Origin of the sequence: Aquisalimonas sp. APHAB1-3, from assembly GCF_048323695.1 — a bacterium.
Classification (GTDB): domain Bacteria; phylum Pseudomonadota; class Gammaproteobacteria; order Nitrococcales; family Aquisalimonadaceae; genus Aquisalimonas.
The window spans coordinates 129,541-143,914 of the sequence record NZ_JBLWFT010000004.1 but is presented as its reverse complement, the minus strand read 5'-3'; the positions used below and the strand labels follow the sequence as shown (position 1 = coordinate 143,914).

The window sequence follows — 14,374 nt, the reverse complement described above, 5'->3', positions numbered from 1 at the left end:
TTGGCGCTGGCCGCCCGGTGTGACATGGGAAGTTTTCCCGGGCTACACTGAAAACAGTGTTACGAGAATAGGCGATGCACGATTCGAGCGCACGGCAGCGCATTGCGAGGTGGCCACATGAGCAGTCAGCCCACGGATATCCCGTCCGCCGCTCCTGACATCCCGGACCACCGCACCCACGCGGTGCTCAACCAGCCGGGCGACCTGGTGAACTACAATGCTTACACCGGCGATCAGGCGCTGGTGGAGGCGGTGCGTGCCTACGGCGGCAACTGGGCGCGCGACCGGCTCGACCGCGCCGGTGCACTGGTGGGGTCGGAGCACGTCCAGCAACTGGCCCGCTCGGCCAACCGCTACGAGCCGGAGCTGCATACCCACGACCGCTTCGGTAACCGGACCGACACCATCGAGTTCCACCCCGCCTACCACGAGCTCATGGAGCTGATCTTCTCCTGCGAGACCCACTCCCTGGCGTGGACCCACCCGCAGCCCGGCGCGCACGTGGCGCGGGCCGCCCTGAGCTACCTGTGGAACCAGGGCGAGAACGGCATCTGCTGCCCCATGGGCATGACCTTCGCTTCGGTGGCGGCCCTGCGGCACGACCCGGCCCTGGCCGCCGAATGGGAGCCGCTGATCATGCGCCCGGGCTACGACGCCCGACCCATTCATGCGCGGGAGAAGTCGGCCATCACCGTGGGCATGGCCATGACCGAGAAGCAGGGCGGCTCGGACCTACGGCAGACCCAGACCACGGCGCGCCCGCTGGGAGCGGCACGGGGTTCCGGCGCGGAATACCTGATTACCGGGCACAAGTGGTTTTTCTCCGTGCCCATGAGCGACCTCTTTCTCACGCTGGCCCAGACCGAGGGCGGCGTCTCCTGCTTTCTGGTGCCGGGCTGGCTCCCGGACGGCCGCCGCAACAACCTCCGCATCCAGCGACTCAAGGACAAGTGTGGTAATCGCTCCAACGCGTCGTCCGAGGTGGAGTTCCAGGATCTTTACGGGGTCATGGTGGGCGAGGAAGGCCGCGGCATCCGTAACAGCATCGAGATGGCACACCTGACCCGGCTCGACTTCGCCGTGGGCTCGTCGGGGCTGATGCGCCAGGCGCTGAGCCAGGCTTTGCACCACGCCGGCAACCGCACCAGCTTTGGCAAGCCGATCATCGAGCAGCCAATCATGGCCAACGTCGCCGCCGACCTGGCGGTGGAATCGGAGGCGTTTCTGTGGCTGAGCATGCGCCTCGCCAGCACGCTGGATCATCAGGACAATGACGAACACGAACGCCTGCTGTCCCGAATCGCCACGCCCATGGCCAAGTACTGGGCCTGCAAGCAGGCACCGGCGTTCGTGGTGGAGGCGCTGGAATGCCACGGTGGTAACGGCTTCATCGAGAATCACCTGATGGCGCGGCTGTACCGGGAGGCCCCGCTGAACGGCATCTGGGAGGGCGTGGGCAACGTCATCTGTCTGGATGTGGTGCGCGCCATTGAGCGCGAACCGGAGTGCGTGGATGCTGCGATGGCGGAAATCCGCCTCGGCACGGGCGACGACCGAATCCTGTCTGACCGCGCCGACGAGTTGGAAGACCGCCTGCGGCGGCTGCCCGACCACCCGGGGGAGGCGCGCCGCACGGTGGAGCTGCTGGCCTACGTGTTGCAGGCCAGCCTGCTGCGCCGGCACGCGCCCGAAGCGGTGGCCGACGCCTTCATCACCAGCCGGCTGGGCGGCGACTGGGGGCGCGGCTTTGGCACACTGCCCGAACACGCCGACACCGGGACAATCATCCGTCGGGCGACACTGCGGACGTGATCGTGTCGCCATCGCCTTCGTTCATGCGATCATCATCCGCTTTCAGCCACTGAAGGAATCCGTTCATGAACGAAGGCGTGTTCCGCCGTGACGGCGAGGCGTTCATCCCCTCGGACCAGAGCCGCGGGCCCTGGAACCCCGACTTTCTGCACGGCGGGCCGGTGGTCGGGCTGATGGCTCACACCCTGCAGGAGGCGGCGGCCCGGCCCGATCTGCGGCTGGCGCGCCTGACCGTGGATCTGCTGCGCCCGGTGCCCAAACAGCCCCTGACCGTGGAAACGCAGGTGGTCCGCCCGGGCAAGCGGCTGCAGATTCTGGAGGGGCGGCTGCTGGCGGACGGCAACGAGGTCACGCGGGCATCGGCGCTGTTCCTGGAGACCGGTTCGCCATCGGTTCCGGAGCACGGCCGGTTCCCACCGACCGGCCTGACACCCCCTCAGGAGGACAACCCGCGCAGCCTTGCCGAGGCGGCGGGCTGGGGCACGCGCTACAGCCCCGTGGGCTTTCACACGACCGCACAGGCGGTGGTGCTGAAGGGCACCCGGGGGAACGGCCATGGACAGGTCTGGATGCGACTGCCCCTGCCGCTGATTGCCGGTGAAACCACCGACCCGCTGGTGACCGCCGCCACCCTGTGCGATTTCGGCAACGGGGTCGGCCAGCTCCACCTGGGCGAGAACCAGGGCAGCATCAATGCCGACGTGACGCTCTACCTTCATCGCGCGCCCAGGGGCGAGTGGCTGGGCCTGGAAGCCACCGGTCGTATGCAGGACAACGGCATGGGCCTGGTGGAGACGACGCTGTTCGACGGCGATGGCCCCGTGGGCCGGGTGCTGCAGGCGACCATCGCCATGGGCACGGCCGGCAGCTGACAGCCGCTAGACCTGCGCCGTGATCTCGTTGTCGCACGCCTCGCCACGGTTCACGGCGTCCAGGTTGCTGAGGGTCACCTCGGCGATCTGCGTCATGGCCTCACCGGTGAAAAACCCCTGGTGGCCGGTGATCAGCACGTTGGGGAAGGTCAGCAGGCGCGAGAGAACATCATCGGCGAGGATCTCGTCGGAGAGGTCGCGGAAGAACACGTCGCCCTCCTGCTCGTAGACATCCAGCGCCAGATGCCCGACCTTGCCGGACTTCAGCGCGGTCACCACGGCCCGCGTGTCGATCAGGCCACCCCGGCTGGTATTGACGATCATGACGCCATCTTTCATCTTCGCGAGGCTATCGGCGTTGATCAGGTGGTGATTATCCTTGGTCAGCGGGCAGTGCAGGCTGATCAGATGCGCGGTAGCGTACAGGGTGTCCAGGTCCACGTACTCGCCGCCCAGTTCCTTGAACGCCGGATTCTCGAAGACGTCGTAGCCGAGAATGCGCACGCCGAACCCGGACATCACCTTCGCCGTGGCGACGCCGATGCGACCGGTGCCGATCAAGCCGACGGTGCGGCCGTGGAGGTTGAAACCGAGCAGCCCGTTGAGGTTGAAGTTGCTCTCCCGCACACGGGCGTAGGCGCGGTGGGTGTTGCGGTTGAGGGTGAGAATCAGCGCCATGGTGTGCTCGGCCACGGCTTCCGGGGAGTAGGCCGGCACCCGCACCACCTGCAGCCCAAGCCGCTTGGCCTCCTGCAGATCCACGTTGTTGAACCCGGCGCAGCGCATGGCCACGGTGTGCACGCCCTGGCGCTGCAGCTCCTGCAGACAGGCGGCATCCAGGGTGTCATTGACGAAGGCGCAAACGGCATCATCATCGCTGGCCAGCCGCGCAGTGTCAGCATCCAGGGAGGACTCGGAGAACTCCAGATCGAAGCCGAAGGCGGCGTTCGACCGCTCGAAGAACTCACGATCGTACCTCTGGGCACTGAAGAACCGGATACGCATCGCTCCCCCTCCTGTGATCACGTCAGCCCGGCGGCAGTTCGGATGCGCGCCTGATGCAGTTTCTCCCGTCGCCCTTGGCGGCGTAGAGGGCTCGGTCAGCCTGGTTCGCCAGGGCACCGCCGGAGAGCCCGGGCCGCATCTCCGCCACACCAAGGCTGGCGGTGACGTACCCGGCACAGGCCACCTCATGGCGCGTCACGGCATCGGCGATGCGCCCGGCCACGGCGGCAGCGGCCCGTTCGTCCGTGCGGGGCAGCAGCACCATGAACTCCTCGCCACCCCACCGACCGGCATGTTGCTCCGGCTCGAGGACGCTGGCGATGCGCCAGCTCAGCTCCTGCAGCACTTCATCGCCGATGGCGTGCCCGAACCGGTCATTGACCGTCTTGAAGTGATCAACGTCCAGCAGCACCACCGAAAACGGCTCCCTGGCATCACGGTAGCCCAGTTCCATCTCCCGGAGTAACTGCTGCAGTTTGGCACGGTTGTACAAACCGGTAAGCGCATCATGAGAGGCCCGGTACTCCAGCTCCTGCTGCAGGGCCCGCTGGCGCGTGATGTCGAGGATGGTGCCGATCACCCGCTCGACGCGGCCGGAATCATCACGCAGCACCCGGCCCAGTTCGCGCACCCAGACGGGCTCGCCACCGTCGCGCACGACGCGGTATTCGACCTCGTACTGACCATCATCCCCGCACTCCGCGACCAGCCTCTGCAGCCGTTCACGATCCCGCGGATGGATGATTTCCCGGTACTGCTCAATGGTTGGCGCGCCGTCGGCCGGGTCACAACTGAAGATGTCATAGGTCACCCGTGACCACCACAGCTCCCCCTGTCCCGGATCATTATCCTCCGGACGCGCAATCCAGTGCCCCAGGCGCGCGATGCGCTGCGCCTCTTCCAGCCACTCCTTACTCAGCGCCAGTTCCTCCTGGGCTTCGCGCAGCGCCGTGATCTCCACGAATACCCCCAGATTCCAGGAACCGATGGAGGTGGCATGGGCCTGGAAGACGCGCATGGCGCCATCGCCGCAGCGGATACGCACCTCCATGGGCTCGATCCGGTCGCGATCCCGCGCCGCCCGGGCCATGCGGGCCTTCCAGGCACTGGCGATGGCCTGACGGTAGGCGGGGTCGGGGTACGCCAGAGGCCACCAGTAACGCACGTCCGGAATATCCGACTCGCTGTAGCCGATGCGCTCCCGGAACTCCCGGTTGAGGAACACGATCCGCTCGAGGTCGCCGGTACCTTCGGTGATGACCATGGGCACGGGCGAGGCATCGATCAGGTCGGAGAGTGCTGCGGGTGAACTGGCCAGCTCACCCGATTCGAAGCCCCGGGCTGCGAACAGGTCATCGAGGCCGCGGGCCGTGGGCAGCACCTCCAGCCAGACGGCCTTGGTCGCCAGGTCGGCGCCGGCCACCATCGCCTGCTGTGCCGGAGTCAGCGCACCAAAGCGGCGCTCCAGCACAAGCACCAGAAGCGCGGTGCTGTCGCTGTCTATCTGCTCGCTGATAAAGCCACCCTGCCCGTCGCCCGCGCCCGTCCGGGTGCGGACGCCGCTGTTCTTGTGTGGAATGCTCCTACTCTACACCGGGGTTACCACGTTGAGTATCCGCCCCGGCGTCATGCCCCGACTCACCGCGTTCGTCGTAGTCGAGCCAGGCGTCGTAGACCGCGTCGCTCCAGTGGGACTGAAACCAGGCGATGGCGGCGTCGATCTCGTCATCGTCCAGGCGATCACCGAACCCCGGCATGCGATTGAAGCCATCGCGGATGAACATCCGCAGTTCATCCTTCGGATGATGCCAGGCGTGGGCCGTGCCGTTCAGGGGCGGCGGCGGAAAGTAACCATCGTCGTCCCGCTGCCGCCAGTTCTCCGCACCCTGCGCCCGGTCACCATGACAGACAGCACATTCCGCCTCGAACACGGCCTCACCAATCCGGACCTGCTCCTCGGTATACCACCGGTCGTCGGCGGGGTCCGAGCAACCGGCGACGATCGCTGCGCCGAGCAGCAGCGCGGTTGTCGAGCGGCGCGCCAGCATCTATGACACCCGGGATTCGCCGAGGTAGCGCCACTGCCCGAACAGCAGGCGGACAATATGCCCGAGCAGATCGGCGCGCGAGACTTCACCCTCGGTGAGAATGCCGATGGCCCCTTCGCGATGCCGCACCCCCTCACGGCCGGACCAGGAATCCACCACATCACCGAGCTCACCCCCCTTGCGCAGGGACTGCGCCAGCTCCCGCGGCAGGGGGATACGGGCGCCACTGGCAACCAGCAGGTGTCCGCGCGAGGTGGCCAGAGCGCCCCAGTTGCACAGCCACATGTCACCGGCGTGATCCACCAGCCCGCCTTCCAGGCCGATCCCGAGCTCGACACCCGGCTGGCGCACCAGCCAATGGGCCCGGTTCACGGCGCCGGTGCGGGTCTCATCATCGCTGCGCGGCTGGTCGGCCACGCCCGACGGCGCGCTTCTGGCCACCACGGTGAACCCCTGATCGGGGGTGAAAACGGCCTGAACGGCATCGAGCTTGGCGGGGTTGGTCGATCCGAGATAGAGGGTGCGGTATGACATTGCTGGGAACGGTCTCACCTGTCAGTTAGCCGGCGGAGAAAAACACGGGGCAGCCCCACCCTTATAACGCAAAAGGCGGCCCGGACGTAACGCCGCGGGAGGCCGTCCATCAATGCACCAGAATGAACCAGGCACCCATGCCAACCAGGATGGCAGCGGTGAGATAGGACAAGTGCGGCAGATACTGCTCCACCAGCTGCCGGTGCCGCTGGTAACCGAGCACAAGTAGCAGCGTGGGCACCAGAATCGCGACGATCACCGCCAGAGAGTACACCGCCATCAGCGTGAGGCAGTGGGCCGTGCCGGCACAGATGGCGAGGATCTGGACCGGTTCCTCGTGGGCAAGGCCGAGCAGTATGGCGACGATCGCGAGGTGCCCCAGGCCACGCTGATCCGGGTCGCCCAGCCGCGCCTGGGCCGAGGCCTGCAGGCGCGCCAGGGGGCCGTGGCCGTGATGGGCATGACCATGATGGTTGTGGCCGTGCCCCTGCCGGGCCTGCAGGTACTGCCAGATGCCAAGCAGCACCAGCATGCAGCCGGCCGCGACCGATAGCCAGCGCGCCTCATGGAGATCGTAGGCCCCGGCCAGCAGCAGAAAGATCACGACCAGGGCGATACTGCTCAGCAGGTGCCCGACCCCGATGATCAGCGCCGCCACCGCCCCCGCGACGTAGCGGCGTTTCCGACGCAGGGCATACGTAGCGGCGATGGGCCAGCCGTGGTCCGGGAGCACGCCGTGGATCAGCCCGATACCGATAACGGCCGCGATCAGCCCAAGGGTCATTGCCTCACCTGTGCATCTCCAGTGCCCGATTGCGCCGGACGCCCGGGCGGCTTCCGGGAGAGTAGCATGGGCAATGCCCCCTCACGGGTGCACATCGGCCTCGTCGATGGGCTTGCCCTGGGCCTGTGCCACTTCCTCCAGAACGCGGCCGCTGGCGTTCCTCCCGCGCAGGGCGTTCGACAACCAGACCGTCGCCGCCAGGCTCAGGGCGGAACCGGGGGCGCAGGATGGAGCGATGGTGTTGATCGGGCATCAGGACATCCTTGTCCCGGGTCGCATCGTGACGTGGGGGCAGTCCAGCGCATCACGGGCGGCTGATGGCGTACTTCCAGAGGCCGTCCAGTGACGCCACGGGCAGGGCCTCGCCGATGCACACGATGGCCGTATCACTGACGCCGCCGGGCCAGGCGGACAGGCGGCCGACCGGGTGGCGCAGGGCGCGGACCGCGTGGACCACCGCCGGGCGCTCCGGCTCGTCGGTGACGCGCACAATACCCTTCAGCCGCAGCAGGCGACGGCCGTGGAGCTCGCAGACGGTATCCAGGAATGCGTCGAGGTCTCGCAGCGGTATCGCACCATCGTGGTGCAGAACGTGGCTGAAGATCCGGCCGTGGGCACTGTCATCGCCATCGGCGGGCGCGGGCGACGGTGAGCGGGCATCGTCCAGCGGCTGAAAAGCGCCGAGCTGCAGCCACTTGCGGAGATGGCGCCCATCTCCGGTTGCCGGGCCCGTCTCCAGCAACGCGGTCGGATCAACGGCGCCATGCCGGGCCCGGATGACCGGCGCCCCCGCGCCGGCGTGCCGCAGCTGCTGCTCCAGCGCGTCCACATCACTGTCGTCGGCCAGGTCCGTCTTGGTGAGCACGATGCGATCGGCCATCGCCGCCTGGCGCACGGCTTCCGGGTGCTCCCGCAGCGTCGTGCCTCCATGGACGGCGTCTACCATGGTGACAATGCCGTCGAGCCGGGCCTCCATGGCGAGCATCGGGTCCTGCATGAGGATCTGCGCCACCGGCGCCGGGTCCGCCAGCCCCGTGGTCTCCACGAGAACGCGGCGGAAACGGGGAATCTCACCCGCCGCGGCACGCTGAAACAGGCGCCGCAGAGTTCCCACCAGATCGCCGCGCAGACTGCAGCAGATGCAGCCCTGATCGAGGGTGATGATCTCTTCCTCGCCGCCCTGGATGAGCCAGTGATCCAGCTCGGTCGCACCGAACTCGTTGACGATCACCGCAGAGTCGGCCAGATCGGGGTGCGACAGCAGGTGGTTGAGCAGCGTGGTCTTGCCGGCACCGAGAAAGCCGGTCAGCACGGTCACGGGGGTCAGCGCAGCCACCTGTCCACCTCCAGCGGAAAAGTTACATTATAACAATACTGCGCGATGGTTGCCGGCGCAGGGCCGGACGGCGCCGGTCAGGGGTGGAAGTGGTCACGTCGTGCGGTGTAGTCGTCCACGAAGGGGCCCATACGGGATTCATCCCAGGGCTGCAGACCGCTGATCACCACCTTCTTGGAGCCTTCGCCCACGACCTGGTCACCATCGACCACCTGGAAGCGCAGCCACTCTTCGCCGCGCTTGCCGTTTACACCCAGGCTGGCGGTCTCCAGCACCATGTCGAGGCCCGCCGTGACAGCGCCCTTCAGCTCGAACGCCATGCTGTCGTAGAGCACGAGGGGGCGGTCGGGGTTGAACATCATCTCCCGCTGCCGCATCAGTGGCTCGAGGAATTCCGGGAAGTTGCGCCCCGAGAAGGCCGAGTACCGGCGCACGAACGCCTCCACCACGTCGGCGTTCCGAACCACCGCACCACTGCGCTCCACCTCCAGGTAGACCTTGCCATCCAGGTCCGCAATGGTCAGCGGCCCACCATCCATGGCCTCCGGGAACACCAGCGGCACGTCGTCGCCCACCATGCCGCGAAAGCGGAACGCCATCCGCTCCGACACGCCGTAGTAGCCGAGTACCAGGGCGAACAGCAGATCCCCCGGAACGCAGAACCGTCGCGCATCGGCGTCGTGAATCGGGTTGAAATCGCCGGCGACTTCCTTGGCGAAGCGGCTCGCCTGGTTGGCGGAGATCCGCACCACACCGTCCTGGAGCGCGTGGTAAGCATCGAGAAACATGGTCAAGGCCAACTCCCTGGTCGAGGTGGGGATGAGGGTCAAGCGAGGACGAGCGCACGGCCCCGCCCGGCAATGGCTCGGAAAAATAACCGGCCAATCGGTCAGTCACAACGCCGGAATGCCAAATCCGGGCCGCCTCGATTATAGTCGAGGATCGGATATCACCACCCGGGGCGGAGGATGGCAGAATGAACAGTACGTTTCTGAATGACCTGCTCACCAGTGTAACCCAGCGGTATGCCGGGCGCTTCCGGAGCCGGGCGGATCGCGCCGGGCAGGGCTCCGACGCCCTGCTGGAACAGTGCGACGACCTCCTGGCGAGCGACGGCGAGGTCTCCGGCCTGGGCCGTGCACGCACGGCCCTGACCACCTACGACGCCATGGACGACGCGGGCAAGCTGGCGTTCTTCCGCGGCCTCGCCACACGCTACGCCCCGGCGCCGGAGGCCGTGGCCGCCGCCTACGCCCGCTACACGGACAACCCCGACAGCAGCAATGCCCAGGCGCTCAGCGTGGCCGCGCGCTCGGCGCGCCCCGAACTGCTGCGCCGCCTTAACACGCCTCCCGGCCACACGTTCGGCCTAGTACGCATGCGCGCCGACCTGCAGCGCTACCTGCGCGAGGCGCCGGAGCTGCAGTCCGTGGACACCGATTTCATGGAGCTGTTTCGTTCATGGTTCAACCGCGGCTTTCTGGTGATGCGCCGGATCGACTGGACCACGCCGGCGCACGTGCTTGAGAAGATCATTGCCTACGAAGCGGTGCACGCCATCCACACCTGGGACGACCTGCGGCAGCGCGTCGGCCCGGACAACCGCCGGTGTTTCGGATTCTTCCACCCGGCAACGGGTGATGAGCCACTGATCTTCGTACAGGTGGCGCTCACGCGCGGGATACCGGATCGCGTTCAGCCCCTGCTGAACGGCCCCGCGGCGGAGGACACTGCCGACACACCCGCCGCCGGCGCGGACACGGCGACGTTTTTCAGCATCAGCAACTGTCAGTCAGGGCTGCGCGGCATCTCGTTCGGCAACTTCCTGATCAAGCAGGTGGTCGAAGAGCTGCGCAAGGAGCTGCCCGGGCTGACGCATTTCGTGACGCTGTCGCCGATGCCGGGTTTCGCCGACTGGGTCCGCGCACTGCCACCGGCCTCGCTGGACGGGTTCGACGCCGCGGAGCAGGAAGCCATCACGGCACTGGTCCACGGCGATCCGGCCGCGACCCTCGACGGCAGCGCCCCTGTCCTGCGCAAGCCCCTGATGCAACTGGCCACGCGCTACCTGGTGCTGGAGAAGAACCGGCACGGGCTGCCGCTGAACCCGGTGAGTCGGTTCCACCTGGGCAACGGCGCGGAGGTCCATCGGGTCAACTGGCTGGGGGATGCCTCCGCCAACGGGATTCAACAGAGTTTCGGCATGATGGTGAACTACCTCTACCGCCTCGATGACATCGAGCGGAATCACGAGGCGTACGCCACGGAAGGCCGGGTTGCCTGCTCGAAGGAGGTGCAGCGGCTGACCCGACAGGCGAAGGCCATGCCGGTGCCCGCCTGAGACGGAACACCAGAGGCTCAGCCGCCCACGTGGGACATCTCCACCTTCCACTGCAGCGCGGTGGCTTCGACGGGTGCGGTGTTGTTGGTGCGCATCTCGGAGTAGCGGTCGCGGCGGTTGCCCCAGATGTCACGGATGATCGCCGCGAGCTGGGCATCGTCCACGGACGGGTCGCGGAGGGGTGTGCGCAGATCGTGCCCCTTACCCGCGAACAGGCAGGTGAAAAGCTGCCCCTGGGAGGCGAGGCGGGCGCGGGTACAGGTGCTGCAGAAGGGCTCGCTCACGGAGGAGATGATACCGATCTCGCCGCCGCCGTCGGCATAGCGATACCGGCTCGCCACTTCGCCGGTGTAGTTCGGGTCCAGCGGCGCGATGGGCCATTCAGCGTTGATGGTGTCACGGATCTGCGCGGCGGTAATGACGTCGTCGAGGCGCCAGCCGTTGCTGTTGCCCACGTCCATGAACTCGATATAGCGCAGGATGTGCGGTGTGTTCCGGAAATGCGCTGCCATGGGCACGATCTGGCCGTCGTTCATGCCTCGCTTGACCACCATGTTGACCTTGATCGGGTTGAGCCCTACCTCCGAGGCCGCCGCAATGCCGTCCAGCACCGGCTGCACCGGATAGTTCACGTCGTTGATGGCCTTGAACACGTCGTCGTCGATGGCATCAAGGCTGACCGTCACCCGGTTCAGGCCGGCGTCCACCAGCGACTGGGCGTGCTGGGGCAGCAGCGTGGCGTTGGTGGTGAGCGTGATGTCGTCGATGCCGTCGATATTCGCCAGCATCTCGATCAGCTCCGGGAGGTCTTTCCGCACCAGCGGCTCGCCGCCGGTGATGCGCAGCTTGCGGACACCCTGTTCGGCGAAGACGCGCGTCAACCGGACGATCTCCTCGAAACTGAGAAGCTCCCTGCGCGCAAGAAAGGGGTAGTCCGAGCCGAAGATCTCCTTCGGCATGCAGTAGACGCAACGGAAATTGCAGCGATCCGTCACCGATATGCGCAGATCCTGCAGTGGGCGTTCGTAGACGTCCTGCGTGGCCATGAAGCCGCCTCCCGACACGGCGCACCGCCGTGCTGAACCGATAAGCCGCGCTCCCTGCACCCTTGAGCCGGCGATCCGTCACCTGTTCGTGTCAGTGTGACACAGACATGTACCGGAAATGAATCAAACATGCACCGCACTGGTGCTTCCCGTATTCGCAGGATAACAGACACCGGGGCCGCTCAGTCCTGACCCCGGTAACGCCGCACGTGCGCCGGGTCGTAGAGCGCGCTGTCGCGGAACAGTCCCGGCCCCAGGGCCGGCCCCACCAGAATCAGGGCGCTGCGGCGCAGGGTCCAGTCCGCCGTGGCCGCGGGCAGCTCGCCCAGGGGCGCCCGCACCACGGTTTCGTCCGGCCACGTTACCCGCAGTGCCACCGCGGCCGGGCAGTCAGCGCCGTAGAAGGGCGTCAGCCGGGTCACCACGTCCTCCAAGGCGTGCAGCGACAGGTGCAGTGCCAGGGTGGCCCCGGTGGCGGCGTAGGCCTCCAGGGTCTCGTTCGGCGGCATGGAGGACGCCCGCCCCTGGGTGCGGGTCAGCACCACGGACTGGGCCACCTCCGGCACGGTCAGTTCTCGCTGCAGCGCCGCGGCGGCAGCACTGAACGCGGGCACGCCGGGCGTGAGCGTGTAGTCGATTCCGGCGGCGTCGAGCCGGCGCAACTGCTCGGCCACGGCGCTGTAGACCGACAGATCCCCGGAGTGCAGCCGCGCCACGTCGAGCCCCCTGGCGTGGGCATCGGTGAACTCCGTCATGATGCCGTCCAGGGTCATGGGTGCGGTGTTGACCAGCCGCGCATCCACTGGCGCATGAGCGAGGATCTCTTCGGGCACCAGCGAGCCGGCATACAGACACACCGGGCAGGCGGCGATGCGGTCGCGCCCGCGCAGGGTGAGCAGGTCCGGGGCGCCGGGGCCGGCGCCGATGAAGTGAACGGTCATGGCGTCTCCGTTATCGGGTTTTCGGCATCAGTCAGCGCCAGAGCGCAGGTGGCCGGGCCGGCCGTACGGCGAGGGACGCACAGCCTTGCCCCTGGGCCGGCGGCGGCCAGCGCCGCCGCTTCAGCCACGGCGGGCAGGCCCACCGCCGCTTCGGCGAGTCGCGAACGGGTGACCGTCGCGGGCTGCCACACCGAGAGCTGGTCCCGAGTGACATAAACCGGCGTCAGCCCGAGATCCCGGGCCACTGGCTCCAACAGCCCGGCGTGTCGCTTGTGCGCCGGCGCCGCCAGGCGACCGGCACCCGCATGGGCGTCCAGCAACCCGGGCACTTCGGCCAGAACGGCCGTCACCACGGCGGCCAGCTCGTTCCCGGTGCAGCGGCTGGCGAACCCGACCCCCAGGGCAATCACGGCCGCACCAGCGTCCAGATGGTCACCGGCCGCAGGGGCCGCCACCCGTGGAATCCGCCCAGGGGCTCGCTGCGGCTCACCGCGAGGCGAGTCAGCTCGCCACCCCAGCGCGCAACCGCATCCGCGAGCACGGCATCTCCCTCCACGGTCACGCTGTTGGCCACCAGACGGCCCCCGGACGGCAGCGCCTCGTGGCAGGCGGTCAGCAGGCCGACCGTGGTCAGGCCGCCGCCCACGAATACCGCATCAGGCCGCGGCAACCCGGCCAGCGCTTCAGGCGCCCGGCCATTGACGCAGGCAAGATCGGGCACACCGCAGGCCCGGGCATTGGCCTGAACGCGCTGCGCACGATCCGGATCCGGCTCGACCGCGACGGCGTGGTTGTGCGCGTCCACCAGCATCCACTCGATGCCGATGGCGCCGGAGCCGGCACCCACATCCCAAAGCGTCTCGCCGCGGCGTGGGGCCAGTTGCGCCAGGGTCACGGCACGCACCTCACGCTTCGTGATCTGGCCGTCGTGCTCGAACAGCGCGTCCGGCCGCCCCGCCGTCGCCGGCAACACCCGCGCATCGGGGGCCGACTCGCAGGCAATGGCGATGGTGTTGAGATCCGCCGTACGCGTCTGGCTCCAGGCCGCCGCCGTGGCCTCGACGCGCTGCTCCACCTCGCCGCCGAGGTGCTCCAGCACGGTCAGCGTGGACGCCCCGAAGCCGTTGGTGCGCAGCAGCTCGGCCAGCGCCGCTGCGGTGGTGCCATCCCAGCTCAGCACCAGCAGGCGCGCACCGGGCTGCAGCCACGGTCGCACCCGGTCCAGGGCACGACCATGTGCGGACAGGCAGCGGGTTATCTGCAGCGGCCAGCCCATGCGTGCCGCCGCGAGGCTGAAGGCGGACGGCACCGGGTGAACCGTCATCTCCGCCGCCGGCACCTCGTGCGCCAGGGTGGCGCCGATGCCGTACCAGAAGGGGTCCCCGGTTGCGAGCACACACACGGGGCGACCGCGACGGTCCCGGATCCACGGCAGGGCATCGCTCAGGGGCGATGGCCAGGCGATGCGCGCCTGCCCCTCACGGGCCGGGACCAGATCCAGATGGCGCTGGCCGCCGAACAGAGAGTCCGCCCCGGACAGCGCTTCCCGGGCGGCCGGCGCTAGACCGTCGACGCCGTCCTCGCCGATGCCGATAATGGTGAGCCAGGGGGTGTGAACTGGGCCAGTCACGACAGCCTCCCCGACACACCACCCA

At 67.8% G+C, this 14,374-nt stretch carries 14 protein-coding genes; 3 read left to right on the top strand and 11 right to left on the bottom strand.

The window, feature by feature from the left end; genetic code table 11:
• Positions 1 to 117 precede the first annotated feature (117 nt).
• Together ACNSTU_RS08895 and ACNSTU_RS08890 are read left to right on the top strand one after the other, a co-directional pair.
• Entirely contained in the window at positions 118 to 1,812 is a 1,695-nt protein-coding gene (locus ACNSTU_RS08895; protein ID WP_290634982.1) for an acyl-CoA dehydrogenase family protein, read from the top strand.
• Positions 1,813 to 1,877: 65 nt separating this feature from the next.
• On the top strand, positions 1,878 to 2,684 hold the full coding sequence (locus ACNSTU_RS08890; RefSeq protein ID WP_290634984.1) for a thioesterase family protein: 807 nt from the start codon (positions 1,878 to 1,880) through the stop codon (positions 2,682 to 2,684).
• A gap of 6 nt (positions 2,685 to 2,690) precedes the next feature.
• Here the strand turns inward: ACNSTU_RS08890 and ACNSTU_RS08885 are convergent, their stop codons facing one another.
• The 7 genes from ACNSTU_RS08885 to ACNSTU_RS08855 form a co-directional block, all read right to left on the bottom strand.
• A complete protein-coding gene (locus ACNSTU_RS08885; RefSeq protein WP_290634986.1) occupies positions 2,691 to 3,689 on the bottom strand; it encodes a 2-hydroxyacid dehydrogenase in 999 nt (332 codons plus the stop codon).
• Positions 3,690 to 3,711: 22 nt separating this feature from the next.
• Positions 3,712 to 5,166, bottom strand: coding sequence for a diguanylate cyclase (locus ACNSTU_RS08880; protein WP_418212268.1), 1,455 nt, complete (start codon positions 5,164 to 5,166; stop codon positions 3,712 to 3,714).
• Between the two features lie 106 nt (positions 5,167 to 5,272).
• Entirely contained in the window at positions 5,273 to 5,737 is a 465-nt protein-coding gene (locus ACNSTU_RS08875) for a c-type cytochrome (RefSeq protein WP_290634990.1), read from the bottom strand.
• Positions 5,738 to 6,271 (bottom strand): DUF84 family protein, encoded by a 534-nt coding sequence (locus ACNSTU_RS08870; RefSeq protein WP_290634992.1) that lies wholly within the window; start codon positions 6,269 to 6,271, stop codon positions 5,738 to 5,740.
• Positions 6,272 to 6,380: 109 nt separating this feature from the next.
• Positions 6,381 to 7,055, bottom strand: a complete 675-nt coding sequence (locus tag ACNSTU_RS08865; protein ID WP_418212267.1) for a hypothetical protein — start codon at positions 7,053 to 7,055, stop codon at positions 6,381 to 6,383.
• A gap of 304 nt (positions 7,056 to 7,359) precedes the next feature.
• Positions 7,360 to 8,391 (bottom strand): CobW family GTP-binding protein, encoded by a 1,032-nt coding sequence (locus tag ACNSTU_RS08860; protein ID WP_290634996.1) that lies wholly within the window; start codon positions 8,389 to 8,391, stop codon positions 7,360 to 7,362.
• A 77-nt stretch (positions 8,392 to 8,468) separates the two neighbouring features.
• Entirely contained in the window at positions 8,469 to 9,179 is a 711-nt protein-coding gene (locus ACNSTU_RS08855; protein ID WP_418212300.1) for a DUF3581 family protein, read from the bottom strand.
• A 188-nt stretch (positions 9,180 to 9,367) separates the two neighbouring features.
• Here ACNSTU_RS08855 and ACNSTU_RS08850 point away from each other — a divergent pair, with 188 nt between their 5' ends.
• Positions 9,368 to 10,732, top strand: coding sequence for a malonyl-CoA decarboxylase domain-containing protein (locus ACNSTU_RS08850; RefSeq protein WP_290634998.1), 1,365 nt, complete (start codon positions 9,368 to 9,370; stop codon positions 10,730 to 10,732).
• A 17-nt stretch (positions 10,733 to 10,749) separates the two neighbouring features.
• Here the strand turns inward: ACNSTU_RS08850 and moaA are convergent, their stop codons facing one another.
• The 4 genes from moaA to cbiE all read right to left on the bottom strand — a co-directional run bounded on the left by moaA (position 10,750) and on the right by cbiE (position 14,349).
• Positions 10,750 to 11,778, bottom strand: a complete 1,029-nt coding sequence (gene moaA / locus ACNSTU_RS08845) for a GTP 3',8-cyclase MoaA (RefSeq protein WP_290635000.1) — start codon at positions 11,776 to 11,778, stop codon at positions 10,750 to 10,752.
• Between the two features lie 182 nt (positions 11,779 to 11,960).
• Complete coding sequence (cobM, locus tag ACNSTU_RS08840; protein WP_290635002.1) at positions 11,961 to 12,719, bottom strand: precorrin-4 C(11)-methyltransferase; 759 nt, start codon at positions 12,717 to 12,719, stop codon at positions 11,961 to 11,963.
• On the bottom strand, positions 12,716 to 13,174 hold the full coding sequence (locus ACNSTU_RS08835) for a cobalamin biosynthesis protein (RefSeq protein WP_290635004.1): 459 nt from the start codon (positions 13,172 to 13,174) through the stop codon (positions 12,716 to 12,718). The genes cobM and ACNSTU_RS08835 overlap by 4 nt, the downstream gene beginning before the upstream one ends.
• On the bottom strand, positions 13,126 to 14,349 hold the full coding sequence (cbiE, locus tag ACNSTU_RS08830; RefSeq protein WP_290635006.1) for a precorrin-6y C5,15-methyltransferase (decarboxylating) subunit CbiE: 1,224 nt from the start codon (positions 14,347 to 14,349) through the stop codon (positions 13,126 to 13,128). Before cbiE ends, ACNSTU_RS08835 begins: the two co-directional genes overlap by 49 nt.
• Positions 14,350 to 14,374 lie beyond the last annotated feature (25 nt).